General features: G+C 68.3%; 18 protein-coding genes, 2 tRNA genes and 3 pseudogenes. 9 read left to right on the forward strand and 14 right to left on the reverse strand.

Annotated elements, in window-relative coordinates:
• Positions 1 to 834: 834 nt before the first annotated feature.
• From AB0B14_RS03645 to AB0B14_RS03665, 5 genes are all read right to left on the reverse strand, one after another.
• Entirely contained in the window at positions 835 to 3,693 is a 2,859-nt protein-coding gene (locus tag AB0B14_RS03645) for a glycoside hydrolase N-terminal domain-containing protein (protein ID WP_357521095.1), read from the reverse strand.
• A 482-nt stretch (positions 3,694 to 4,175) separates the two neighbouring features.
• A complete protein-coding gene (locus tag AB0B14_RS03650; protein WP_357521097.1) occupies positions 4,176 to 7,067 on the reverse strand; it encodes a glycoside hydrolase N-terminal domain-containing protein in 2,892 nt (963 codons plus the stop codon).
• Positions 7,068 to 7,116: 49 nt separating this feature from the next.
• Positions 7,117 to 9,816, reverse strand: a complete 2,700-nt coding sequence (locus tag AB0B14_RS03655) for an RICIN domain-containing protein (RefSeq protein WP_357521099.1) — start codon at positions 9,814 to 9,816, stop codon at positions 7,117 to 7,119.
• A 397-nt stretch (positions 9,817 to 10,213) separates the two neighbouring features.
• Positions 10,214 to 11,002 (reverse strand): SDR family oxidoreductase, encoded by a 789-nt coding sequence (locus AB0B14_RS03660; RefSeq protein WP_357075954.1) that lies wholly within the window; start codon positions 11,000 to 11,002, stop codon positions 10,214 to 10,216.
• A 37-nt stretch (positions 11,003 to 11,039) separates the two neighbouring features.
• Positions 11,040 to 11,402 carry a nuclear transport factor 2 family protein gene (locus tag AB0B14_RS03665; RefSeq protein ID WP_357075951.1) on the reverse strand — a complete coding sequence of 121 codons (363 nt, stop codon included), beginning with the start codon at positions 11,400 to 11,402 and terminating at the stop codon, positions 11,040 to 11,042.
• 78 nt (positions 11,403 to 11,480) lie between these two features.
• Between AB0B14_RS03665 and AB0B14_RS03670 the strand changes: the two genes are divergently transcribed.
• From AB0B14_RS03670 to AB0B14_RS03680, 3 genes are all read left to right on the forward strand, one after another.
• On the forward strand, positions 11,481 to 12,275 hold the full coding sequence (locus tag AB0B14_RS03670; protein WP_357075948.1) for a MerR family transcriptional regulator: 795 nt from the start codon (positions 11,481 to 11,483) through the stop codon (positions 12,273 to 12,275).
• Positions 12,276 to 12,315: 40 nt separating this feature from the next.
• Positions 12,316 to 12,672 (forward strand): hypothetical protein, encoded by a 357-nt coding sequence (locus AB0B14_RS03675; protein WP_357521101.1) that lies wholly within the window; start codon positions 12,316 to 12,318, stop codon positions 12,670 to 12,672.
• A 270-nt stretch (positions 12,673 to 12,942) separates the two neighbouring features.
• Positions 12,943 to 13,066, forward strand: a tRNA-Arg gene (locus AB0B14_RS03680).
• Between the two features lie 95 nt (positions 13,067 to 13,161).
• Here AB0B14_RS03680 and AB0B14_RS03685 read toward each other — a convergent pair.
• Both AB0B14_RS03685 and AB0B14_RS03690 read right to left on the reverse strand, forming a co-directional pair.
• A pseudogene (locus AB0B14_RS03685) lies at positions 13,162 to 13,803 on the reverse strand (nucleotidyl transferase AbiEii/AbiGii toxin family protein); the annotation flags it as partial.
• Between the two features lie 2 nt (positions 13,804 to 13,805).
• Positions 13,806 to 14,372, reverse strand: a complete 567-nt coding sequence (locus AB0B14_RS03690; RefSeq protein WP_357521103.1) for a hypothetical protein — start codon at positions 14,370 to 14,372, stop codon at positions 13,806 to 13,808.
• A 281-nt stretch (positions 14,373 to 14,653) separates the two neighbouring features.
• Here AB0B14_RS03690 and AB0B14_RS03695 point away from each other — a divergent pair.
• Positions 14,654 to 15,228 (forward strand): annotated as a pseudogene (locus AB0B14_RS03695) (transposase); the annotation flags it as partial.
• 104 nt (positions 15,229 to 15,332) lie between these two features.
• A tRNA-Arg gene (locus AB0B14_RS03700) sits at positions 15,333 to 15,405 on the forward strand.
• 190 nt (positions 15,406 to 15,595) lie between these two features.
• Here the strand turns inward: AB0B14_RS03700 and AB0B14_RS03705 are convergent.
• From AB0B14_RS03705 to AB0B14_RS03715, 3 genes are all read right to left on the reverse strand, one after another.
• Complete coding sequence (locus AB0B14_RS03705; RefSeq protein ID WP_357075939.1) at positions 15,596 to 15,745, reverse strand: VOC family protein; 150 nt, start codon at positions 15,743 to 15,745, stop codon at positions 15,596 to 15,598.
• A gap of 6 nt (positions 15,746 to 15,751) precedes the next feature.
• Positions 15,752 to 16,435 carry an SDR family NAD(P)-dependent oxidoreductase gene (locus AB0B14_RS03710; protein WP_357075936.1) on the reverse strand — a complete coding sequence of 228 codons (684 nt, stop codon included), beginning with the start codon at positions 16,433 to 16,435 and terminating at the stop codon, positions 15,752 to 15,754.
• Positions 16,436 to 16,585: 150 nt separating this feature from the next.
• Positions 16,586 to 17,221, reverse strand: a complete 636-nt coding sequence (locus tag AB0B14_RS03715) for an NAD(P)H-binding protein (protein ID WP_357521105.1) — start codon at positions 17,219 to 17,221, stop codon at positions 16,586 to 16,588.
• Positions 17,222 to 17,344: 123 nt separating this feature from the next.
• Here AB0B14_RS03715 and AB0B14_RS03720 point away from each other — a divergent pair, with 123 nt between their 5' ends.
• Complete coding sequence (locus AB0B14_RS03720) at positions 17,345 to 18,031, forward strand: helix-turn-helix domain-containing protein (protein ID WP_357075930.1); 687 nt, start codon at positions 17,345 to 17,347, stop codon at positions 18,029 to 18,031.
• A 536-nt stretch (positions 18,032 to 18,567) separates the two neighbouring features.
• Here AB0B14_RS03720 and AB0B14_RS03725 read toward each other — a convergent pair.
• Positions 18,568 to 18,678 (reverse strand): annotated as a pseudogene (locus tag AB0B14_RS03725) (site-specific integrase); the annotation flags it as partial.
• 118 nt (positions 18,679 to 18,796) lie between these two features.
• Between AB0B14_RS03725 and AB0B14_RS03730 the strand changes: the two are divergent.
• Positions 18,797 to 20,413 carry an MFS transporter gene (locus AB0B14_RS03730; RefSeq protein WP_357521107.1) on the forward strand — a complete coding sequence of 539 codons (1,617 nt, stop codon included), beginning with the start codon at positions 18,797 to 18,799 and terminating at the stop codon, positions 20,411 to 20,413.
• Positions 20,397 to 20,999, forward strand: a complete 603-nt coding sequence (locus AB0B14_RS03735) for a TetR family transcriptional regulator (protein WP_357075924.1) — start codon at positions 20,397 to 20,399, stop codon at positions 20,997 to 20,999. The genes AB0B14_RS03730 and AB0B14_RS03735 overlap by 17 nt, the downstream gene beginning before the upstream one ends.
• 418 nt (positions 21,000 to 21,417) lie before the next feature.
• Here AB0B14_RS03735 and AB0B14_RS03740 read toward each other — a convergent pair whose 3' ends face one another.
• The 3 genes from AB0B14_RS03740 to AB0B14_RS03750 all read right to left on the reverse strand — a co-directional run bounded on the left by AB0B14_RS03740 (position 21,418) and on the right by AB0B14_RS03750 (position 23,194).
• Complete coding sequence (locus tag AB0B14_RS03740; protein ID WP_357521109.1) at positions 21,418 to 21,564, reverse strand: hypothetical protein; 147 nt, start codon at positions 21,562 to 21,564, stop codon at positions 21,418 to 21,420.
• 343 nt (positions 21,565 to 21,907) lie between these two features.
• A complete protein-coding gene (locus AB0B14_RS03745; RefSeq protein WP_357521111.1) occupies positions 21,908 to 22,246 on the reverse strand; it encodes a hypothetical protein in 339 nt (112 codons plus the stop codon).
• A 63-nt stretch (positions 22,247 to 22,309) separates the two neighbouring features.
• Positions 22,310 to 23,194, reverse strand: a complete 885-nt coding sequence (locus tag AB0B14_RS03750) for an NAD(P)-binding domain-containing protein (protein WP_357521113.1) — start codon at positions 23,192 to 23,194, stop codon at positions 22,310 to 22,312.
• Positions 23,195 to 23,229: 35 nt separating this feature from the next.
• Here AB0B14_RS03750 and AB0B14_RS03755 point away from each other — a divergent pair, with 35 nt between their 5' ends.
• The gene (locus tag AB0B14_RS03755) at positions 23,230 to 23,601 is read left to right on the forward strand and encodes a helix-turn-helix domain-containing protein (protein ID WP_357521115.1); all 372 of its coding nucleotides are present in this window, start codon (positions 23,230 to 23,232) and stop codon (positions 23,599 to 23,601) included.
• Positions 23,602 to 23,683 lie beyond the last annotated feature (82 nt).

Genomic DNA, 23,683 nt, shown 5'->3' on the forward strand with positions numbered 1-23,683 from the left:
GCTGTACTCGGAGGCGAGCAGTACGTGCCCGTCGGCGCTGAACAACAGCTCTCTGATGCCGTTGGTCGGCTGCGGAGGTCCAATGGTCTGGCGGCTCTGGACATCCCAGAGCTGCCAGCTTTCTCTGCCCTCCGTGACCAGGGTTCTGCCGTCAGGGCTGAAGGAGCCCGCGGACCAGACCGATGCCTCTTTTCGGCGGGGGCCGTCGTCAAGAACGGCAGACCACCGGGTGAAGGGGTTGAACAGTCGCAACCCATCCTCAACAGAGTCGAGAGCCAGTATCTGTCCATCTGGGCTCATGGCGACCACGCTGCCTGCCTCGCCTACGTCCGCGCGGGAGGTCACGGCACCGGCGTAGAGCAGGCCGAGGACCGGGTGATCGATGCGATCAGTAGCCAGCGGGGTAGCGCTGACCCCAGCCGCCACCAGTGCAGGTTGGGGTCTGCCGGTCCCGCCGTCAGACGCCGGATCAAAAACGCGATCCAGCGGCCAGCCCGGTCGGCACAGACCCACCGCGACCCTCGGCGACCGGTCCGATCTCACTCCGTCAGTATCGCCGACGTCGGCCTGCCCGTTGGCCTGCACTATCCGCAGAAACGGTCGGATTCAGGCATCGGCCTACGCCACACATCGGGCGTGAGCACCGTGAAGTAGGTCGGGTCGCGCAGGGCCACTGCGGGTTGGCCAGGAGTGCTCGGGTAAGCAGTTGTTGGGCTGGGACACCAGGCGTGGTCGGTCCAGTTCCGCACTGCTGCACGCCGGTTGCCGGCCGGCGTGTCACGACGGCCGGGTGGCTGGGCCACCCGGCCGTTGCGACGTCAACCCGTCAACCCTCTAGATTCGTTGGAGTTTGAATCGCTGGTTGGCACCGGTGCCGGGTGTCCACTGGGAGATGCGGGCCCCGTCGGCGGTCGAAGCCTGCCAAACGTCCATTGCCAGACCGCTTTGCCGGTTGATGAGCCTGACCACCCCGGCGCCCTGGTCGTCGACCCGCCATTGTTGGCTCGCGGCGTTGGGAGCGTCGGGTTGCTGGGTGATGTCGGCGCCAGTGCTGTTGCTGGCCGCCTGCAGGAACAGGCCGCTGTGCCGCACCCTGATCCGGAAGTGGCCCCCGTCCGCCGACACGAACTCGAACTGCTGGTTCTGTCCGCTGCCGCTTTGCCACTGGATCAGCAATCCGCCGGCGGCGGTGGACGCACCGTTGATGTCGGCGGCCTTGCCGCTGTGCTGGGCCACGAGCCGGTAGTACGCACCGGCCTCGACCGGCCCCGAGTTGACCCCGGACGCGCGGTAGGTGTGGCCGGCCTGGCCGGTGAACTCCACGAGATCGGTCTCGATCCGCGTCGGCTGGACGGTGCTGCCGCTCGTCTCGTCGCGCAGTTCGAAGGTGCCGGCGAAGATCCGGTTGCGAACGCGGATGGGGCCGGCGCGGTCGGGAGTGACGACGAGCTCGATTCGGCTGCTGCTCCAGGTGGCGCCGACGGTGTGTCCGCCGCGGCCCCGGAGCCCGGTGACCTGACCGGCCGACCAGGCGGATGGTAGGGCGGGCAGGAGGTGCAGTTCGCCGGCGTGGCTTTGGAGCAGCATTTCGGCGATGCCGGAGGTGGCGCCGAAGTTGCCGTCGATCTGGAAGGGCGGGTGCAGGTCGAACATGTTCGGTGCGAGCCGGTCGGTGCGTACCAGGTCGCGGAGGAGCTTGTGGGCGCGGGTGCCGTCTTCCAGCCGAGCCCAATAGTTGATCTTCCAGGCGAGTGACCAGCCGGTGCCGTCGTCGCCGCGCAGTTCCAGGGTCTGTCGTGCGGCCTGGTGCAGTTGTGGTGTGCCGCGTTTGGTGATCTGGTTGCTGGGGTGCAGCCCGTACAGGTGGGAGACGTGCCGGTGGGTCCGCTCGGTCTCCACCCAGTCGGCGAGCCATTCCTGGACGTTGCCGCGGGACCCGACCCGCGTCGGGGGTAGCCGGTCCCGGGCCGTCAGTACCTGGGTGCGGTAGGTGGCATCCACGTTGAGGACTTCGGCGGCCCGTGCGACGCCGTTGAACAGGTCACGCAGGATCTGGTTGTCCATCGTCGGCCCCGCGCACACGCTGGCGTTCGTGTGGTGACGCAGCTCGGGCGAGTTCGACGGATTGGTGACGAGGTAGCCGAGCGTCGGGTGGCTGACCAGCGTGTCGAGGAAGAACTGGGCAGCGCCCTTCATGGCCGGGTAGTTGGCGCGCAGGAACTCGACGTCCCCGGTGAACTGGTAGTGGTCCCAGATCATGGTGGCCAGCCAGGCCCCGCCGGTCTGCCACATTCCCCACAGGGCTTCGTCGACCACCGAGGAGCCGCGCCACGCGTCGGTGTTGTGGTGGGTGACCCAACCCCCTGCGCCGTACTGCACCTGAGCGGTGCGGGCGCCGGTCACCGTCAGATCTTTGATCATGTCGAAGACCGGCAGGTAACACTCGGCCAGGTTGGTGGTGTCGGCCGGCCAGTAGTTCATCGGCAGGTTCGCGTTGATTGTGTACTTCGAGTCCCAGGACGGGGCCATCTGGTCATTCCAGATCCCCTGCAGGTTCGCCGGTTGGCTGCCCGGCCGCGAGGAGGAGATCAGCAGGTAGCGACCGTACTGGAACAGCAGCGCGGAAAACTGCGGATCGTTGACGCTCGCGTGCTGCGCGATCCGCACGTCGGTCGTCTGGTCGGCCGCCGTCGTGCGTCCCAGATCGATCGACACCCGGTTGAACAGCGCCTGGTAGTCGGCCACATGTCGGCTGCGCAACTGGTCGAAGCCGACGGCGCGGGCCGCGTCGAGGTGCCGCCGCGCGATGCCCTGGTAGTCGCCGTTGACGGTCCGGTAGTTGACGTAGCTGGATCCGATCGACACCAACAGGGTGACGCTTGTCGCGCCGGAGACCCGCAGCGTGCCGCCGGAACTGCTGACCGTGCCGCCGCTCACGGAGGCATTGGCCAGAGCAAGGAAGCGGACCTGCCCGGTGATGCCCTCCATGTTGCCGGAAACTCCGTCGAGGCCGATCGTGGCGGCGTCCGGGCTGGACACGGTCGTCCGTTGCGGGCTGCTGAACGTGGCGGTGAACGTGATCGCGTTTGCCCGGTCAGCGGTCAACCGGATCACGATCACCTGGTCCGGTGCGCTGGCGAAGACCTCACGTTGAAAGCGCACCCCGTTGAGCACGTAGCTGGTGGTAGTGGTGGCCGTGGTCAGATCGAGGGTCCGCTGGTACTGCGACGCCCCGCTGGCACTGCCAAAAGCCAGCCGCAGGTCGCCGACCGGCTGGTAGGCCAACTGCCCGACCGGACTGCCCAGCATGGTCTGGTTGATCAGATCCTGCGCCTGCGTCCACTGATCGGCGAAGACCCGCCGCCGAATCTCCGCCAGGTTGGCCGCACCACGGGTGTTGGCCGAGTCATACGGGCCACCGGCCCACACGGTGTCCTCGTTGAGCTGCAGCCGCTCGGTGTCGACATTCCCGAACACCATCGCGCCCAACCGGCCGTTACCAATCGGCAGAGCCCGTAACCAATCCGTACCCGCCGCCTCGTCGTACCACAACGCCATGTCGTTGGCGGCCAGCACGTTTGGGGGTGCGGTCGACCCGGCCCGAGCGGCTGCGGTCCAACCCCCCGGCAGCAGCATGGCACCAGCCCCAGCCGCCCCGGCGCCGAGAAGTTTCCTACGTGTCACTTCAGACATCTTGTCTCCTTCGCGCAGCCGAGCGACGCAGCGGCGGCCCCAGCCGCCCCCGGTGGTGACGACCCCAGGGCAGGAGAAGCGGAACGTCGACGAGGACGTCGCCTGAGTCCTTCGTGGGTGTCGCGGCGTCCAACATTCGTCAGACGTCACATGTTAACTACACAAATCGGAGACGGTCAATGCGTAACCGCAGGACCACACGCGATGCTGTCGTCCCGACCGTCCACCCAGCCCACACCGTTCGCGCCATCGCCCTGCGGAGTCGGCGTGCACGAGGCGATCGACTGACGGGTGCTTCCCTAAAGGTCAGACGTACCCTCCGGGCCGGGTCGGTCCCCGCAGTCGGCCCGGCGCCGCCGCCGTGCCCGGCACCACGCACGCCGGTGGCCGAGACCCACCCGGCGTGGCGGCGCTTGCCGTGGCGCAGGCCCTGGCGGTCCATCGCCCGGAGCCGCCGCGACCGGTGCCTCTGCCCCTCTGTCTCAGGCATCAAGGATCTGCCATTCCTGGCTGATCTCGCCGCTGACCGGTTGCTGGACCACCCTGGCGCCGTCCGCGGTGGAGCCGCCCTCGACCCCGACACACCAGCCATTGCTCACGTTGACGAGCCGGTGGTACCCGCTGGTCGTCGCCGGGACAAGATTCCACCACTGGTTACGTCCGCCGTTGTCGGCCCATTGCACGAGTGCCGCGCCCTGGCCCGAGCCACCTGGACTGTCCAGGACCTTCCCGCTTTTGACCCCGGCCAGCCGGAATGAGCCATCGCTGTTGGGCAGCAGCCGCCACTGCTGGTTGGTCGCGCCGGTCCATGGCCACTGGATGACAGTTGCCCCGTCCGTGGTGGAGCCGCCGTTGACGTCCAGGACCTTTGCGCTGCGCCGGTTGACAAGTCGAACGACGCCGCCGGCCGAAGCGGCGGGCAGACCTACGACGACCTGTACCTGTTGCCCGGCCGTCAACGAGATCACCCGGGCATGCGGGCCGAGCGGCGAGGGGGTGACCGTCGCGGACGTGGTGATGGATGCCATCCCGCGCCGGCTGAGGAGGGTGATCGCCTGGGTGATCGTCGAGGTGAGTGCCACGGTTACCGAGCGACCAGGCAGATCCCAGGTGAGGCTGTGAATGCGGACCTGGTTGCGTCCGCGGACCCCGGTGATGGTGCCCCTGGCGAGCTGGCCGGGCACGGCGGGCAGCAGCTCGATGATGCCGGGCCTGGTGTACACGAGCGCTTCGCTGAGCACGGCCGGCAGCGTGTTGGCGGCATCGGCGTTGTAGGTCTCCAGATTCGGGTTGTGCGCCGTCATCAGCGACCGGAAGATCATGTTGTTACCGATGATCTTCCGGAGGTTGCTGTAGACGCCGGCACCGTCCTTCAGCCGAGCGGAGGCGAGGGCTCGATGCAGGCTGCCGTGCGCGGAGGTGTTCTCGTCACCGCGCAGCGCCAGGGCCCTGAGCGCGGCGGTGACCAGCCCGGGAGCCTCCTCGGGATTGATCTCGTGCAGGGGCCACGCGCTGTACAGGTGATGCACGTGCCGATGGTTGTAGCGATCCGTCAGGCCCGGCCAGGACCATTCGGCGAGGGCGCCGCTCCCGTTGACCGTGTAGGGCGGAAGCTTCGCCAGCAGGGCCGTCCAGCGTGCGACACCCTGGCCGGCGCCCTGTTCGACACCGAGCGCGTTGGCAGCCTCGACGGCCGCCCGCAGGGCGTGTCTGCCGGCCTGGATGTCGCCGGTGGCGTTGATCGCCAGCAGGACGTTCGTGCTGGCCGGCGAGTTCTCCATCGAGAACGACGGCACGAACACCACACGGCCGGCCGAGTCGGTGCGGGTCAGGAAGTCCTCGTAGAACAGCGCCAGCTCCATCAGCGCCGGTCCCAGCTTCTCAGCCAGGAACGTCCGGTCCCCGGTGACCTGGTAATACTCCAGCAACGGGTAGAGCAACCAGTCCGCGCCACCGGTCCAGCACTGGCCGGGGAAGCCGGGGTCGAAGTGCAGCATGTACCCGTACTCGCCGTCGGTTCGCGACGGGGCCAGGAAGCCGCGGGCTCCATACAGGTTGCGAGCGTTGGTGCGCCAGTGCGCGAGCTGGCCGAGGATCAGGTTGAAGTAGCCCTGCATGGCATCGGTGAGGTCGAGAATGTTGCCGCCGGCGACCTGCAGGTTGATGTTGGCGTCGGTGGTGAAATCGTCGGCCCAGGCGCCATTCCAGGTGCCGGCCCAGATTCCGGTCAACCGCGGCGGCAGTACGCCGCTGGAGCTGATGAACAGGTAACGGCCGCTGTCGTAGAGGCGCTCCAGCAGGGCCAGATCGATGGTGTTGCGGTTGGCGTTCTGCCGGGCGATCAGCGCGGTGGTCGACAGCTGCCGGTCGGCGGCGGAGACGTTCAGGTCCAGGCGGGAGCGATCGAACATCGCCGAGTGCAGGGTGACGTGCCGGGCACGCAGTTCGGCATGGTCGGCGCGAACCGCGGCCAGCGCCGCGTGCAACGGCTTGCTGTCCCAGGCCGTCGATGACTCGTACCTGTCGAGTTTGGTCAGCAGGACGAGCCTGGTTGCCGCGGTGACGACGATGCTCGACCCGTTCGCGGCTACCGTGCCACCGGTGGCGACGACCCGGGTGACGCCCTCGAAGCCGAACGCGCCCTGCCCGGACGGGTAGGTGCCGCGCAGGTTCAGGTAGCCGGAGCCGTCAGTGACGCTGGCCAGGGTGGTGAAACGGACCGAGCCGGGGACGCCCGCGAGGGAGGTGTTGACGCTCAGCGTCGCGTCGATCGTTCGGCCGGATGCCGGGGTCAGTTCGTGTACGACGACGTTGTCGGCCCGGGAGGCGAAGGCGCGGCGAGTCCAGGTGCCGTAGCTGTCGGTCCAGGTGGAGGTGACCTCCCCGGTTCGGAAGTCGGTGCTGCGGGCGTACCCGTTGGCGGTGGTCATGCCTGGCGTGCTGATCTGCACCTCGAAGCCGGGGTGGTAGGTCTGGGTCCAGCGCAGGCTCCAGCCGGCCGCGAAGTCCGAGTTGGCTCCGGCGTAGTTCCCGGCCAGCGCCTTGTCTCGCACGCCGGCCAGCCGCCCGGAGATTACCGGCGGGGTCACGCCCCGGCTGCCGTTGGGCAGCACGAAGCGGTGGTGATTGAAGATCACCTTCTCGAGGGTCGGCGTTCCGTACAGGACGGCGCCGTACTCGCCGTTGCCGGTGAGGAACCCGTCCGTCCAGGTCGTCGCCGCGGCGGTGTCGTAGATCCCGCGCTCGGGCAGCGCGACCTGAGGCGCGACGGCGGCGGCCCGTCCGGCGCCCACGGTCGGGATCAGGGCCGCCGATCCGGCGGTCAGCGCGGTGGTGACGAGCAGGCACCTACGGCTCACGGGCAGGTCTGACATCAAAGTTCCTCTCGACACCGAGGCTGAAGGGTGGTGCGTCATGTCGTGGTCAGACGCGTACGAACTGCCACTGTTGGTTGGTCCCGTTGTTGGCGGTCCACTGCACGACCTGTGCCCCGTCACTGGTCGAGGCGGCGTAGACGTCGGCCGCGAGTCCGCTGGCCTGGCTGACGATGGTGTAGTAGCCGTCACCGGTGGGCCGCAGGTACCACGACTGGTTGGCGCCGCCGTTCGCCGACCACTGCTGCAGTTGCAGGCCCTGCGTGGTGCTGCCGCCGTTGACGTCGAGCATCTTCCCCGAGGCGGTGTAGCGCAGGGTGTACGCGTCCTGCGTGGTGCTGATCGTCCAGGTGGGGGAGCCGCTCTGCTGGACCGCCTTGGCACCGTCGGCGGTGGAGTTGCCGGCGATGGCGAGGGGCTTGCCGCTGTTGCGGTTGACGATGCGGTAGGTGCCGGCTGCGGGCCCGGTTCCGCCGCCTCCGCCGAGGTTCAGGTATTCGGCCGAGTCGGTGAAGAGGGTGCTGCCGGACTTGGCGGTCGACAGCTGCAGGTACACGCGGCTGCCGGTGGCGGGGGCGGTGAAGGACACCGGTTGGGTCACCCGCGAGCCGAGCGGAACGGTCAGGTTGCTGTTGCCGGACGCGACGACCGTACCGGTCGGGCTGTCGATCCGGGCGGTCCAGGCCAGGTTCACCGAGGTGTTGGTGAGGTCGTCGTTAAACACGGTGATGTTGCGGGTCACCGTGGCGTTGCGGGCGTAGCTGGGCACCGCCTGCGCCAGCGGGAAGGTGCCGTTCGAGTCCGAATTGCCGGAGGCGGACCAGTAGGGGAGGTCGATCGCGGCCACCGGGTTGAACGCCGCCTGCACGCGCTGGATCTGCGGGTTGCTCCACGGATCGGGCAGATTGTCCGCGCCGTAGACCGGGCGAGTGTTCTCCTCCGTGGTGAAGTCGGTGGTTCGCACGCCCGGCACGACGCTGGCCCAGGCGGACAGCAGCGTGTACGGACGCAGGTCGCTGGCGTCCTTGCCGCGCTTGGCAGCAGTCGCGGTGGCGAACCACTCGAAGCCCTGCCTGGTGCTGCAGGCAGGCCAGATGTACTCGCCTTCGCCGTCCGGGCGCCCGGAATGGCGATTCAGGGCCTCGCCGTAGCGGCCGACGCCGTCCAGGTAGTGCCCGAAGATGGCGAAGTTGGAGTAGTTCATGGCCGGGTACCGGCTGGGCGAATCCGCGCCCGGGCCGGCGTCGATGCTGATCGGCCGGGTGCCGTCGTTGCCGTTCATCGCCGCGTACAGGTCCTGTTGGAACGACTGTGAGTCGTTGTTGTTGGAGCTGGGCTCGTTGATCTGGCTCCAGCGGATGATCGCCGGATGGTTGCGGTCGCGCAGGGTCAGCGCCCGAGCGTGGGCCACCATGTTGGTGCGTCCGGACACGAAGTCCTGGGAACCACTGCGGATGGCGGTCTCGTCGATGACCATCAGGCCCATCTCGTCGGCCACGTCGAGCATGTACGGGCTGGCCGGCTCCATGTGTATGCGTACCACGTTGTAGTTGAGACGCTGGTAGTTGTCCACCGCCTGCGGCCAACCGCCGTTGCCGGACGACGGCGGCAGGAAACCGGGCAGGGTGTCGAACGCGTCGCTCTTGCCGCCGTTGTTGATCCGGTCGTAGTTGGCGCCCTGCAGGCTGTCGCCACGGAAGTTCACCCGCACGCCGTTGAGGTAGTAGTACTCGCCGTTCTGCGTGCTCTCCCGGAACCCGAAGCGGTACGTGGCGTCACTGGTGCGGCCGTCGTCAGCGGTGGCGTGGATCGCCAGGCGGTGCAGTTGGGCCCGGTACCCGGACCGGTACGGCACGTTGGGCCACCAGTACGAGGTGACGCCGAGGTCCCACGCCACGGGGCCCACCGTGACCTTCGCCGTCGAACGGGCCGCCACCGTCACGGTCTGCTGCGGCAACTGCGGGTAGCTGAAAGAGCCCGCGCCGTCGGACGTGATCGACCCGCCCAGGGTGACAGTTCTGGTAGAGGACGAGGAGTTGGTCACCGACACGTCGTAGCTGAGGGTGCGGTTCGCCACCGAGGTACGGACGAACGCGTCGCTGACGTACACCGCCGGATACACCCGCAGGGACGCGGACCGGTAGATGCCCTGCGGTACCGCCTCGGACCAGTCGGCCGCGATGGGGACCAGGTACTTGCCGTCGGACGACCGCAACGCACCGCGGCCCTTCACCTGCACACTGACCGTGTGGGTGGTGCCCGGTGCGGCGTAGCTGCTGATGTCGAAGTTCGACGGGGTGAACGCGGTCGTCTGGGTCGCCACCACCCGGCCGTCGACGGAGAGCGTCGCCTGGTGGTTCACGGCGCCGAACTCGATCCAGGTCGACTGCGGCTGCCCCGAGTCCGGCACGGTGATGCTGCGCGAGTACACCGCCTCGGTCACGTCGGTGAAGCCCTGCTTGTACCAACCGCCACCGGGCACCGCGATCGAGGTCGTTGCCCGACCCGCGGGCGTGAAGCTCCACGTCCCGCTCAGGTCGACCGAGGCGATCGCGGCGTTACCGGCCGCCACACCGTCAAGTCCGGCGGCCGCGACACCCTGCGTCGCGACCGGCGCGGCCAGGGCCGACCCGGGGGGTGCCACGGTCAGACCACCCAGCGTCAGGGGCAGGGCGAGCGCCACGGTCGCGGTCAGCCCTCTGGCTGACGCCGACAATCTGCCGCCCCAGCGGACGTTCGCACGATGCACGGAAACCTCCTACGGCTCACCCGACAGCCTCATGACGTCAAGTCAAGGTGTACGTACCGGCTGTAGTCGAATCGATTCGACGATGCGCCGGTGTCGTCGACCACCCGGGCGGGTGAACACAGCCGACATGTAGATGTGATTAACCGGCAACATGGGGCGCTGAGTCAAGCATTTCCACCCATCTATCTTCTGGCGGGGTCTGAAATCCCATCAATGCTTATAAAAGCCGCAGCAAAGGTAGGATGAAAGGCCCGTCGACGCACCGGGCCTCCGACCGAGGTGCCTGTGGCGACCTCGGCATCCTGGCTCTGTGATCAGGCGGCCCCGCGTTCCCGACGGTCTCCTGGGACGTCGAATCGAAGCGCTCGCACGTGACTGCTCGAACCCGTTTGCGGGCTCAGACGGTAGGGACTGTTCCGCCATCGATCACGTACTCGGCGCCCACGATGGCCGAGGCGCGGTCCGAGACCAGGAAGCCGACCAGGTCGGCGATCTCCTCAGTGTTGGCAAACCGTCCCAGGGGTACGCCTCCGAGGGAGTCGTAGATGCTCTGCTTGGCCTGTTCGCGGCTGATCCCGTTGCCCTCGGCGATTCGGTCCACGAACCTCTCGTAGGCCTCCGTTTCGATCCCGCCGGGGCTGATCGCGTTGACGCGGACGCCGCGCGGGGCGAGCTCGTTGGCGAGCCCCTTGCTGTAGGTGCGCAACGCGGCTTTCGCTGCCGCGTAGGCCAGGGACGCCTCGTACTGAGGAAGTTCACGCTGGATCGAGGTGAAGTGCAGCACGACCGCCGACCCGGACTCGATCATCGCCGGGAGGAGAGCTCGATCGAGCCGCACCGCTCCCAGGAGGTTCACGTTCAGCTCGATCATCCACTGCTCGTCGGTGATGACCGCGAACCCACCGGACGGCGTCGAGGCACCTCCGACGACGTGCACCAGGATGTCCAGTGCCCCGCCGGTCTCGGCGATCCGGTTGGCCACCGCCTTCGCGCCCTCGACCGTCGAGGTGTCCGCCTCGATGAACCGGTCGGGGTGCTCGTACCCCTCGGGCATCGTCCGGGCCGTCACGTAGACGTCGGCGCCCATCTCCCGCAGTCTCTCGACGACGGCCTTGCCTGAGCCCTTCGAACCGCCCGTGACCAACGCACGTCGTCCATCGAGACGATCGCGATCTGACGTAGGCATTCTCTCTCCTCTGAAGATTGACGTGGTACGGGTCTCGTCAGGATCCGTGGTTGGCGATAACGAGTTCGGTGACGACGTCCTCACGGATCGTGAACCGGTAGTCGAGCTCGGCGACACCGCCCGGGAAGGTTCCCGCAAGCCGCAGGGTCACCACCCAGTGGCCGTCGTCGATGCGGGCAGCACCGATCTGCTCGGTCGTGTACTCGAACTCGGAGCCGGCGTCCCGCAGGAACGCGTAGATCTGCTCTCGGCCGCGGAAGGACTCGCCCTGATCCACGGCCACCGCGTCCTCGGCGAAGAACGACGATGCTGCGTCGGCGTCGCGGACGACGTGAGCGGCGAGGAAACCACGGACGGTGGTTGGGAGTGGATCGGACCGGAGGTCGTTGCGGTGTGTCATGAACCCACCGTGTGGCCTCGCGGTGCAGGAGGGTCAAACGGTGGACTCTCCCCCTGGGGGAGCCTTCATACTGCGGGGGTGCTGACGATCGGGGAGTTCTCGCGCCTGACCCACCTGAGCGTGCGGACCCTGCGTCGATACCACGAGGGCGACCTGCTGGAACCCGCCGTAGTGGACGAGACCTCCGGCTACCGCTACTACGCCATCGAGCAGATCCCGACCGCTCAGGTCATCAACCGGCTCCGCGAACTCGACGTCCCCCTGGCCGACGTGCAGCGGATCCTGCGGTCCCCGGACCCCGGTGTCCGCGCGACCCTGATCGCCGACCACCTCCAACGCCTGGAGGCCGAACTCGACCGCACCCGAGCCGCGGTCGCGTCGCTGCGCCGCCTGCTCCGGCCCGACCCCGCGCCGATCAAGGTGGAGCTGCGTGCCGAGCCCGCCCGCACGGTCGCGGCGGTGGCGGCCGTGGTCGACGAGGGCGAGGTCGAAGCCTGGTTCGCGGGCGCAATGGCCGAGTTGGAGGTGGCCGTTGGCGACGCGGTGACCGGTCCACCGGGTGGCACCTACGACAACTCCCTGTTCGAGCAGGGCCGCGGTCACGTGTTGGTCTACCTACCGACGGCCGCTCCGCCTCGTGCCGGGCGGGTGCACGCCGCGACCCTACCCGCCGCGGAACTGGCAGTGGCCACCCACGTTGGCGAGCACGATGGCATCGAGGTCACCTACGGCGAGCTCGGTACCTGGGTCGTGAAGAACGCGATGTCGGTGGCGGGGCCCGTGCGGGAGGTCTACCTCGTCGGACCGCGAGACGTCAGCGATCCGGCCGCGTGGCGCACCGAGATCGGGTGGCCGGTGTTCCGAGTGACCTGAGTGGGTCGGCTCACACCAGCGTCTTCGGCCTCGCGCGGAAGTGGACCTGCTCACCCTGCTGGCCGAACAGGCTGAGGAACTCGGCCCCGTCACCGTCGAGTGTCCCGAACGCTCCGGCCTGTTCAACGCCGCACAACAACTCGGCGGATCAGTCGGCCTCGCCGTACTCGGCACGGTGTCTCCGCACTTCGCCGGGCAGCGCAACGAGCAGGTGATCGAACCGATCACCACAGCGCTTCCGGGCGACCCCGGGGGCGTACAGCGGGCGCTGTTGCAGGCCACCTTCACCGAAGGAGTCACCCACGCCTTCCTGGTCGGCTCCTTCCTCCTGCTGATCGCGTCGCTGATCGTCTGGACGAACACCCGCATGGGCACCGACGAAACTCACCTGGGCTGAACATCGGTCTCCAACTGGACCCGACCACATGGATTGGACGGGACTGCCGAGGCGCGGCATCCAGCGGCGCGTAGTGATGTGTTCGGTGCGAGCAGCGGCCTTCGCGCCGACGATGCCGGCAGTACGCGTAGGTGATGCCGTCCGCTCGAACGGTGGCGGGGCCGGCGACGGTTGGGTCCTGTGGTCGTCGGTCCGGCCAGCCCGCCGGGTCTCAACGGGGGTCACTCCCTGCCAACGCGGGTGGACCCGCAGGTCGTTACACCGACCACTCGCGCCCCCGTAGCTCAGGGGATAGAGCATCGGTTTCCTGAACCGTGTGTCGCAGGTGTCCACAGGTCGATGGCCTGCGGTCTTCTGTCTGCTGGCCGTGCGTGCCGATTGCTGTGCGGCGTTGCTGCGATCGCTTGCCGAAGATCAGCTGGATCGGTGCGGGTCCAGCGTTACAGAGTCATCGCCGCGGCGAGTCGGGAGCGGCTCATCCTCGGCGGGTTTCTCCTCGTCGAGCAGTTCACGGCGCCATTCGGCGAATCGGTTGCGGAGATCGTCAAGCGCTCGGTCGGCGATGCCGTACTGGGCGAAGTCGTCCGGATCGAGCAGGGCGGCTTGTCCGAGAGCGTCGGCGAAGACGTGCCGGTCGAAGCCACGGTCGGCGCGCTGCGCGAGGGCGAGGAGGGCTTCGCGGGTGTAGCGACCGGATCGGAGCGCGGCGTCGATGTCGATGAAGTCCCGGGCGAACGCCCGCCCGTAGAGGGCACTCATCTTGTTCGCGACCGCGTCGTCCGGGTGCAGCACCGGTCCGATCGCCATGAGGATCGGTTCGTTGGCACGCCAGTCCACGCCGAGTTCGACCTTGGAAACCCGCACACCGTCGGTGACCGCCAGCCGAGCGAAGGTGTCGTACTGGCGCTCGGTCTCGACGGTCAGGCCGTCGTCTCGGTAGGCGTGCACGACGGCGGTGACCGCGGCGGTGAACTCGTTGCGGCGGCCCCAGGCGGTGAACAGGTCGATGTCCTCACTGGGCCGCTCGACAAGCCCGGCGGCCTGAACCGCGTAACCGCCGGCCAGAGCGAAGCCGTATCGATCGGCCGCCCCGAGCCCGGTACGGGCGAGGCGTTCGTGGAAGGGGTCCACCGCTACGCCGCGTCGCTGCGGGTCGCGGCGAGTTCGGGAAAGGTTTCCTCCCAGCGCTGGCGGAGCTGGGGCGGCAGCCAGAGGGTGGGCCAGAGCCGACGGAGGAGGTCGGCATCGAGCCAGGTGTTCAGATCCTCGACCGTGCTGGCTTCGGTGAGCACCACCTTGTACATGCTGGCCAGGCGTGCGGGCCGGTTCAGGTCGTACTCGGCGTGCCCGGACCAGTCCAGATGACGCGGCAGCGTCACCGCGCCTTCGGTCGGGCCCTGCAGTTGCGCAAGGGTTTCGGCCACCACGTAGGGCCTCCGGTCACCGTAGGGCCGGTAGTCCGCCGGCGGCTGGGGTGACGTCCGGCGCCGGCTGATGTTGGTCGCCCGCCGGACTTCCGGTCGTAGCGCCTGACGGATCGTCTCCCGGCTGTACCCGGTGACCCGCTGCAGATCCACCGGCCGCCAGCCGGCCGCGTGGAACGCCCGCAGCTGCTCGTCCCGCTCGGTCAACGCGGCCGCGCGAGTCGCCTCGTACCTGGAGACAACCGCATGCAGCTCATCCTCGGAGAACCGACCCATGCCAACAGCCTACTACGCTAGGCCCAGCACGCTTGGCTTCTTCCCCCGCATCCTTGCAACCAGCGGGTAAAGCTACTGATCCCGATCGTGTTGGTGGTGACGGGCGCTCTACGTGGGCATGGGAGGCCCGCCGCGTTGGTACTGAGCGAGGCGGATCAGCCGGCGGCTTACCGCTCCCTGTTACTCGTTCTACCACGCAGTGATGATCGCGATCGGATGCGCTCATGTTCTGGTGAAGCCGAGCGCCCGGTATCCGGGCATGCGGCGTGGGAGTGACCGCCGCGCAACTACGCACCTGGGTCGTCGGGCTACCCGCCCGGGACAAGGACGCCATCTTGACCAATCTGATCACCGGCGGCGACAGCCACCTACGTAACCGACTGCTGCGCCGCTACCGCGACGCCCATCCCACCGACGCGTCCACCCCGACGGCCGACGAGTTGGGAGAGATCGTCACCAGCCTGCCCGGTATCGGCACCACCCTCGCCGCCGAGTTCCTCGCCCACGCTGGCACCCTCACCACCTACCCGAGCGCTGCGGCGCTCGCCGCGCACGCCGGGCTCGCGCCGATCTCACGCGACTCCGGCCGCAGGCAGGGTCATCAGGTTCGGCCCCACCGCTACCACCGGGGCCTACGCCGGGTGTTCAGCATGTCCAGTTTCACCGCGCTGACCCACTGTCCACGGTCACGCGCCTACTACGACAAGAAGAGGGCCGAGGGAAAGACCCACCGCCAAGCCACCGCCCCCTGTCCAGACAACGCCTCAACGTCCTCTGGGCCTGCATTCGCGACAAGACCCCCTACCAGGCGAAACAAACAAGATCAGCAGAGGTAGCGCCGTGCGAACTCGCGTAGAGACTCCCTGGGCTGGGCGAACAGGGGTCCGGGTGACGCGGGTGAACGCGGGCTACTCCCTGCCACCCCAGGTGAACCCGCAGGTCGTTACACTGACCACTCGCGCCCCCGTAGCTCAGGGGATAGAGCATCGGTTTCCTAAACCGTGTGTCGCAGGTTCGAATCCTGCCGGGGGCACGTCACAGAACTGCAAACGCGCAACGCGACCCACCGACCACTGACAGTGGAGGCTGTTTTCGCATTCGTGTAGACGATCAAGGATGCCTCGGCCGAGTGGCCGGGGCATCCTTGCCTTGGCTCGATGCACGGGCCCCCGCGCGCGCCCGGATCGCTGCTTCCGGATGCTGGATGCGGCGCCAACCACCGCTCAAGCGACGCGGAACTCGTTGCCTTCCGGGTCCTGCATGACGACGTGGCCGAGGACGTCGCCGTACCGCTCCTCGCGGATCACCGTCGCGCCGGCCGCATCATGCGGCCGGCGCGCTGCGGCCCGTCGAGGGGCGGACGGCTCAACCATGTGCGCTCAGGAGGCGGGTTGGTCGCTGGGGAAGAAGATCTTTTCGATCTGGTCGTGTTGGGTGTGCAGTTCCCAGTAAAGCGGCGCGATCTCTTCCGGTGCGGTGGCACCCGGTTGGCGGCCGATCCACGCGCCGATCGCTATGTGGCCGACCTGTACTCCTCGGGGAGCGGTGGCGGCGTGCAGGCCGTGGGCCCAGTTGCGCAGCCACGCCGCCGCCGGGGCGACGTTGCCGAACATGTCGTGACCCATCTCCGGGCGCACGGACGAGGCGCCGGTGGTGAACAGGATCGTGCCCGAGCCTCGGGCGAGCATCTCCGGCAACACCTCGTTGACCGCCGCCACGGCGCCGTGCACGTAGAAGTCGAGCTGGATCTGCACGTTGTCGTGGGTCAGCTCGGTGGAGGAAGCCATCGGCAGCGCCGAGTTGGCCGGCGAGTATTCGAGGACGTCGATCTGCCCGAATTGCTGCTTGACCGCCGCGAGGCCGGAGACGATCGATGGCCGGTCAAGCACGTCGGCGGCGAAGGCCGCCGCTTCGACGCCCTGGCCGGTCAGTTCGGCCACGACCGGGTCCAGCTTGGCCGGGGTACGCGACAGCAGCGCGACCTGGTGGCCTTCCTTGCCGAAGGTCTGGGCGATGGCGAGCCCCATTCCGGGACCGGCACCCATGATGGCGATGGTAGGCACAACTTCTCCTTCGGTGACAACAGCGTGGTGAACAAGGGTGGTGAACAGCGGGATTCGGTCGGGACCGCGTGCCGCTCGAGTTGGGGAGGCGCACGAGGTGCAGGCGGGGCGCCGCGGATAACTGCGCGGCGGCGGCGTGCCGTGCTGGTGTCAGTTGCTGATCCGCAGCTCCTGCTGCGCGTATCGCAGGTCGTCGGCCTGAGTGAGCATGAACTGCGCGAGGTCGGCCCGAGAGATGCGTGAGCCGACCCGGTCTCCGGTTCCGGTCCCGGTGCGCACCTTGACCCTTCCCGAGCCGGGCTCGTCGTGGGGCGCGGTGACGACCACGATGGTCCAGTCTCGATCCGAGCCGCGAATGGCCTGGCCCACCTTGACCGTCTCGTTGACCATGGAGCGGGTGGCGGGTAGCCGCCCGAGCAGGGCGAAGCTCGCGCTGCGCACCGCGCCCAGCAGCGGGTTGCGGGGAATCATGATGCTTGGTCCCCAGCTATAGATGAGCCTGCTGATGCCGTAGGTGCGCATCGCGGCCAGGATGGTGCCCGTTCCCGACGCGAGGGGCAGGTCCCGGGGCCCGCCGAAGATCTTGGGGCTCAGGGCGGCGAGGACGGCGTCGGCGACGGCCGCCTCGTCGGTCAGCTCGCCCTGCGCGACCCGCAGCCGTTCGTGGCGCAGGGTCAGTTTCGCCGGATTGCGCATCAGCGCCACCACGTCGTGCCCGGCGGCGAGTGCCTGCTCGGCCAGGTGCATGCCGGTGCGACCGCTGGCACCGAAGATGGTCAGTTTCATCAAGTCTCCCGAGCCTGGTCAGAGCCGAATCGCGGCACGACTCCACAAAATGAGGATGGCCTCACCTTGTGGCGAGCGTAGCACGGAAGTCGAGGCATCCCTCAAGTTGGTAGGCTGTGGAGCATGCCCCCTGAACGCGCACCAGTCGCGACCGCGACCGCGGCCTCCGCTCCCGCCCGGCGGCTGCGCCGCGACGCTCAGCGCAATCGCGATTTGCTGCTGGCCGCCGCCCGGGCCGTGTTCGCCGAGCACGGGATGCAGGCGTCGCTGGAGCAGGTCGCCAAGCGCGCCGGGGTGGCCATCGGCACGCTCTACAACCACTTCCCCGCCCGGCTGGACCTAGTGCAGGAGGTCTTCGCCGGCAAGCTCGCGATCTGGGTCGCCGCCGCCGAGCAGGCCCTGAGCATGGACGACGCATGGGAAGGGCTGTGCCTGTTCCTGGAAACCATGTGCGAACTCCAGGCCCGCGACCGAGGCTTCAACGACTTCGCCTCGATCCGGCTGCCAGAGAACGCCTGCCTGGCCGGCCAGCAGACCCGGATCCATGACCTCGGCGTGCGCATCGTCGAACGGGCGCGAGAGCAGGGCCACCTCCGGCCCGACCTGGTACCCGAGGACCTCGCCTTCGTCATCTGGTCCCACAGCCGGATCATCGAGGCGACCGACGGGATCGCCCCGCACGCCTGGCGCCGCCACCTGTACCTGATGCTCGACGGCTTCCGCGCCGAGCGCGCCCACCCGCTCCCCGAACCGCCCCTGACCCCCACACAGCTCTACCGCGCCATGCTCCGCCTCGGCGGCACCGACTGACTACCCGGACGCGCCGAGCCGGTGACCGTCATGCCGGACGAGTGCGTTCCCAACGCCTGGCCGTCAGCGCACGAAGCGCCCCTCCGGAACCGCCAACCTGCAACCGTCTTGGCAGCTCGAACACGAGGTCAGACCGCGCATCGGCCCAGCTCAACGCGGGCGACGCCACGGGCAAGCCCTGCAGGCTTGTCTCCAGCCGGGGGCGCCAGGCAAAACAGAGATCCTTGATCATGGGCTCGGCGGCTTTGGGTGCACGGTGGGTGCACGAGCTCCCCTTGGAGGTCGTCCCGGGCGTGTTGGCGGGGGCAGCAAAACGCCCGGTCGCCAGCTCAGGCGTCACCCGGCCTGCCGCGGGTCGTAAGGCCGCCCAGTTGCCGGCGACAAGCGGGCCAGGGACTTGATGCTCATCTATGCAATGTGAATCACCCCCAAGAACCAGCGGTCACGCTAGTGGGCGGTCGGGTCCGCGCTGCGGCATGTCGGGGACGGTTCGCTGTGTGTCTATGCGGTCCGGCGACGTCACGAGAGCGACCCTCGTGCCTGGCGGTGACCTGCTCGGTGGCGTGCCCGAACTGGGCTGCTGCGTGCTTGGCGCCAGCCTCCTTGTCGATCAGGGTGGCGATCGTCTTGCGGGAGGTGTGCGGCGTGCGCCCGGTGTCGGCTCAGCCCTGCCCGACGTGATGACGTTGTCCGTGCCGATGCGTCAGCGTCTCGCAGTCGGAACCCATCCGCCGCTTGCGATGCGTTCCTGGCTTGACTTCCGCAATGTGGAGGTTACCTTTATTTGGAGGTAGCACTTGTAGGAGGGTGGCACCCATGAAGAAGGCCGGGTCGAGCCGATGGTTGGCGCTGGGAGCCGTCAGCTTGAGCGTGCTCACGGTGAGTCTGGACGGCACAGTCCTGTCGGTGGCGCTGCCGACACTGGCGGAGGAACTCGATGCCTCGCAGGCCGATCTGGTCTGGTTCTCGGCGGGCTACCTGCTCGTCCTGGCCGCGGCCGTGCTGCCGGCCGGTCTGGTTGGTGACCGCTTCGGCCGCAAGAAGGTCATGCTCTCGTCACTGCTCGCCTTCGGGCTGGGCTCGGCGATCTGCGCGTACGCCACGTCGGTGGGCGTCTTCCTGGCCGGCCGGCTCCTGCAGGGCCTGGCCGGTGCCGGAATCACGGTCATGGCGCTGTCCGCCCTGATCGTCCTGTTCGACGAGCAGGAGCGCCCCAAAGCCGTCGGCATCTACCAGGCAGCCAACTTCATCGCCCTGCCACTCGGCCCGATCCTGGGTGGCTGGATGCTGTCAAGTTTCTGGTGGGGGTGGGTCTTCCTGATCAACGTGCCGGTCGTCCTGCTCGCCGTGGCGGTGGGCGCCGCACTCGTTCCAGAGTCACGAGCGGCACAGCGGCCCGGACTGGACCCACTCGGTACGGTCGGCTCGACGCTGGGACTGGCGCTAGTGATCTACGGCCTCGTCGAAGCTGCCGAGAAGAGTTGGCGCAACCCTGTCGTGCTGGTGTCGATCGTCGCCGGCGCCGCTGTCCTCGCTGGGTTCGCCGCATGGGAACGCCGGCTCGGACATCAGCCCGGTGGTCAGCCGTTGATCGACTCGGCGCTGTTCGGGTCCGCTTCGTTCGTGTGGGGCGCCGTCCTCACCGCGGTCGCGGGTCTGGCCATGATCGGAGTGCTGTTCACCATGCCCCAGTACTTCCAGGACATCCGAGGCGTCGACACCCTCGGCTCCGGACTGCGCCTGCTTCCCCTTATCGGGGGGATGGTTCTCGGCGCGGGGCTGGCGAGCCGGCTCACCCGCGCCTTCGGCGCACGGATTACTGCCACCGCAGGCTTCGTACTCCTCGCCGTTGGTCTGGGAGTGGGCGCCGGGACCAGCCTCACCGCGGGCATCGGGTTCGTCGCGGGCTGGACGGCCGTCGTCGGCCTGGGCACCGGCCTGGCGCTGGTCGCCGCGACGGCCGCCGCGCTGTCCGGCTTGTCGGTGGAACGCAGCGGAACCGAGTCCGCGGTGGTCCAGGCGTTCAACAAGACCAGCGGTCCGCTCGGCACTGCCATCATGGGCAGCGTGCTCGTCGCCGTCTACCACGCACGCCTCGACAGCGCCGACTTCGACGGCGTCCCCGCACCTGCCGCACAGGCAGCCCGCCGGAGCCTGTCCGAAGGCATCGCGGTCGCTCGCGAGATCGGCTCACCCACCCTCGAACACGCATCCCGCGTCGCCTTTGTGGACGGGCTGAGCGTCTCGCTGCTGGTCTGCGCGGGCATCGCTGTCGTCGGCGCGGTCGCCGCCGCAGCATTTCTTCCCCACCGGGATTCCGACCAGAGCACCGGCGCTGGCCGGACGTCGAAGGAGGCTTCCGCACATGCCATCGCGGGCTAACTACCCAACGCCGGGCCTGCGCGAACGCAAGAAAGCCAGGACCCGCGCCGCCATTCAGTCCCACGCTCTACGGCTGTTTCGCCAACACGGCTACCAGGACACCACGATCGAACAGATCATCAACGCCGCCGAGGTCTCCGAGACAACCTTCTTCCGATACTTCCCCACCAAGGAAGACGTCGTACTCCAAGACGATTTCGACCCACTGATCGCCCAGATCCTCCTCGACCAACCGAGCGAACTCTCACCCATCCAGGCCATCCGCGCCACATTCCGCCAGCACTTCACTCAGCTCCCACCTGAGCAACACCAGCAGATGCGCGATCGGGTCTCCCTCATCACCGTCGAACCCGCGCTGCGAGCCGCCATGCTCGACCAGTACTCCCAGGCGCTGCAACTCCTCGCTGACGCCATCGCCGAACGCACCGGACGCGCACGCGACGACCTCGCCGTCCGCACCATCGCCGGCGCCGCCATCGGCGCCATGATGGCCACCCTCGCCACCCTCGCCGACAACCCGACCGCCGACCTGCCCACGACCATGGACCAGGCTTTCGAACACCTGGAGGCTGGACTCTCGCTATGAACAAGCCATCTCACGATCGCTGAATATCTGGCGCTCCATCCCGCACCGACGGCGCAACCCTTCACACCCGCACCCTCCGCCTGTTCGACAAGGACACTCAGCTCACCGAGGAACTGAGGCATCTCCACCGACGTGAGGTCTGGCAGACCGTAAGGCCGCCCCAACCAGGGCAGACGCCTCCCGGTCCGGGTCAGGCTCAGCGTCCGCACCTCCTCCCAGGCCCGGGGGTACGTCGGCGACACCACCACGGCGTTGCCCGGTCGCTGCGGAACAGCTGCCCGTCGACGTCAACGCCGAACCGGTCGACTGGCGCCCCCCGCCGCCCGGAGTGGTCGCCCACGGCACCGGACCGTGAAGGCTCAGTGGGCCGCCGCTGAGGCGAAAGCTTGTTCGCGCGTACCAGGATCTGGGCCTGTCGTCATGACCGGGATTCGATGATCGCTGCTTCGACGCGTAGCCCGATCCCGGTGGCTACGAGGAGGCCCGCGAGGATGTGCGGCTCGGTGGCCACGGTGTCGGTCGACAGGGTGATGGCCGAGACCAGGAGGCCGGAGCCAAGGACCACGTTTCCGAGCGTGCGATTCTTGGACGCGCGACTCGAAGCAGGGTTCACGAGGCGGACGGTACCGAAGATCCGGTGTCGGCACTGTCGGAAGTTGTACCCGATCAGCGCAGCGGAACGAACGAGGGCGGTTGGTCGGCTGCGGGGACTCGGGCGCCGCGGAATGCCGACGCCACGCGAAGCTGCCTCCGGCCCGAGAGGTCCGTGGGCGGAAAGCCGTGTGGCGCCGGTCAGCCGCACCAAGGGCATTGCCGAAAGCTACGAGACGTCGAAGAGTCGGAGGCCGTCGTACGCACTCCGCCCGCTGCCCACCCCTAAGCCGGCGCGGCGAAACAATGCCGATGATCTAGTCACCGACGAAGCGCAGGCACAGAGTCGCACTGTCCCGACACCTCTCGGCCAGGCGTCGTACGGCATCGAGGATCTTCTCCTCACCCGCACCCTCCGACTCGACAAGGACACCCAGCTCACTGAGGAACTGCGGCATCTCCACCGACGTGAGTTCCAGCAGGCCGTAGGGGTCGATCCGGTCCAGCATCGGCGTCCTCCCCTGACGCTGGACCCGCTCCAGCACCGCGGCGAGGTGAAAGTCCACGTCGCCGATCGCCGCTACCTGCGACTCGTGACGTCTGCGCGGGCTGGTGCCCTGCTGCTCGATTCGGATCAGCTCGACATCGACACCCATCCGGCGAGTCTAGGGATTGCAGCCGCCCACCAGGGAGGCCCACCGCGGGATGGTGGCCGACCCTCAGCGCCGCCCCAGCACCTCGGCGACCCGGATGAAGCCGTCGGTGCCGTGGCCCAGCCCGATCGCGCGGCGGGCCATGCCCTCGGCCGCACGCATCACGCCCGCGTCGATGCCGTGCGCCTCGGAGGTGTGGACGATGTGGGCCATGGACGAGACGGCGGAGGTGATCGGGTTGTCCTCGCCGGAGAAGCTGCCGCTCTCCACCTCCTCGGCGGTCTGCTCGAAGATGGGCGGAAGGATCGCGCCGATGCCCATGGCGAACGGTGCCAACTCCCGCGCGGTCACACCCTCCGCCCGGGCCACCGCCAGCGCGTGCGCGTAGCCCGCCATCGCGGTCCAGAAGATGTCGAGCAACGCGACGTCGTACGCCGCGGCCCGGCCGATGTCCTCGCCGAGGTGGGTATGGGTGCCGTCCAGCGCGTCCAGCACCGGCCGGTGCTCCTGGTAGAGCGCTGTCGGGCCACTGTGGATGAACACGCCGGCCGGCGTTCCGATGGTGGTGGTCGGCGTCATGATGGCGCCGTCCAGGTACCCGATGTCGTGCCCGGCCGCCCACTGCGCGGTGTCCCGGGCCCGGTCGGGAGTGTCCGCGGTCAGGTTCGCCACCGTGCGTCCCTGGAGCGCGGCGGTGACCGCGTCGCGTCTCAGGATGGCGTCCGACGCGTCGTAGTTGACCACGCAGACCACGGTCAGCCCACTCGCGGCGACCGCCTCCTCGGCCGATCGGGCGGCGGTGGCGCCTCGCTCGACCAGGTCGCGACCTCGGCCCGGGGTCCGGTTCCAGACCGTGGTCGGCAGGCCGGCGTCCAGGAACGCGCCGGCCAGGGCCCGCCCCATCGGCCCCAGGCCGAGCACCGTGACAGACTTTTCGGAGTACGAGGGCATGCTTCAACTCCCAGAGGTGTAGGAAGACAGCGAAGATGACGCGCAGTCGTGCGCAGGACCTCAACGTTTGCGGAGTGACCGCCGCGATCGCCGTGATCGACGGCAAGTGGAAGACGTCTCTGCTCTGGCTGCTGGAATCCGGTCCGCACCGTCCCGGCGAGCTGCGCCGGCAACTGCCGGGCCTCACCGAGAAGGTGTTGACTCAGGCGCTCCGCGAGATGGAGGCCGACGGACTGGTGCACCGGGAGGTGCACGAGGTGCTGCCGCTGAAGACCGTCTACTCCCTGACCGTGTTCGGCCGGGATCTCGCCGAGGCGTTGGCTCCCGTTTCCGACTGGGGCCACCGTCGCCTGGAGAAGCTCACCGTGGCCGAGGGACCTCCCGCACCGTCGCCCGCCTCCCCGTAGACCCGGCCCTGCGACCACCCACAACCAGACTCACCCGCACTCGACGCGCCGACAAGTACCCACAAAAAAGTGGCTACCGCTG

This window comes from Micromonospora sp. NPDC049171, from assembly GCF_040648275.1.
Lineage (GTDB): Bacteria > Actinomycetota > Actinomycetes > Mycobacteriales > Micromonosporaceae > Micromonospora.

Bases quoted from the DNA above. Each gene is read 5' to 3' on its own strand.
- AB0B14_RS03755 (WP_357521115.1), top strand. From the start codon at position 23,230: ATGACGCGCAGTCGTGCGCAGGACCTCAACGTTTGCGGAGTGACCGCC.
- AB0B14_RS03750 (WP_357521113.1), bottom strand. From the start codon at position 23,194: ATGCCCTCGTACTCCGAAAAGTCTGTCACGGTGCTCGGCCTGGGGCCG.
- AB0B14_RS03730 (WP_357521107.1), top strand. From the start codon at position 18,797: ATGTGGAGGTTACCTTTATTTGGAGGTAGCACTTGTAGGAGGGTGGCA.
- AB0B14_RS03660 (WP_357075954.1), bottom strand. From the start codon at position 11,002: ATGCCTACGTCAGATCGCGATCGTCTCGATGGACGACGTGCGTTGGTC.
- AB0B14_RS03745 (WP_357521111.1), bottom strand. From the start codon at position 22,246: ATGGGTGTCGATGTCGAGCTGATCCGAATCGAGCAGCAGGGCACCAGC.
- AB0B14_RS03715 (WP_357521105.1), bottom strand. From the start codon at position 17,221: ATGAAACTGACCATCTTCGGTGCCAGCGGTCGCACCGGCATGCACCTG.
- AB0B14_RS03665 (WP_357075951.1), bottom strand. From the start codon at position 11,402: ATGACACACCGCAACGACCTCCGGTCCGATCCACTCCCAACCACCGTC.
- AB0B14_RS03705 (WP_357075939.1), bottom strand. From the start codon at position 15,745: ATGGTTGAGCCGTCCGCCCCTCGACGGGCCGCAGCGCGCCGGCCGCAT.
- AB0B14_RS03690 (WP_357521103.1), bottom strand. From the start codon at position 14,372: ATGGGTCGGTTCTCCGAGGATGAGCTGCATGCGGTTGTCTCCAGGTAC.
- AB0B14_RS03650 (WP_357521097.1), bottom strand. From the start codon at position 7,067: ATGTCAGACCTGCCCGTGAGCCGTAGGTGCCTGCTCGTCACCACCGCG.
- AB0B14_RS03645 (WP_357521095.1), bottom strand. From the start codon at position 3,693: ATGTCTGAAGTGACACGTAGGAAACTTCTCGGCGCCGGGGCGGCTGGG.
- AB0B14_RS03735 (WP_357075924.1), top strand. From the start codon at position 20,397: ATGCCATCGCGGGCTAACTACCCAACGCCGGGCCTGCGCGAACGCAAG.
- AB0B14_RS03720 (WP_357075930.1), top strand. From the start codon at position 17,345: ATGCCCCCTGAACGCGCACCAGTCGCGACCGCGACCGCGGCCTCCGCT.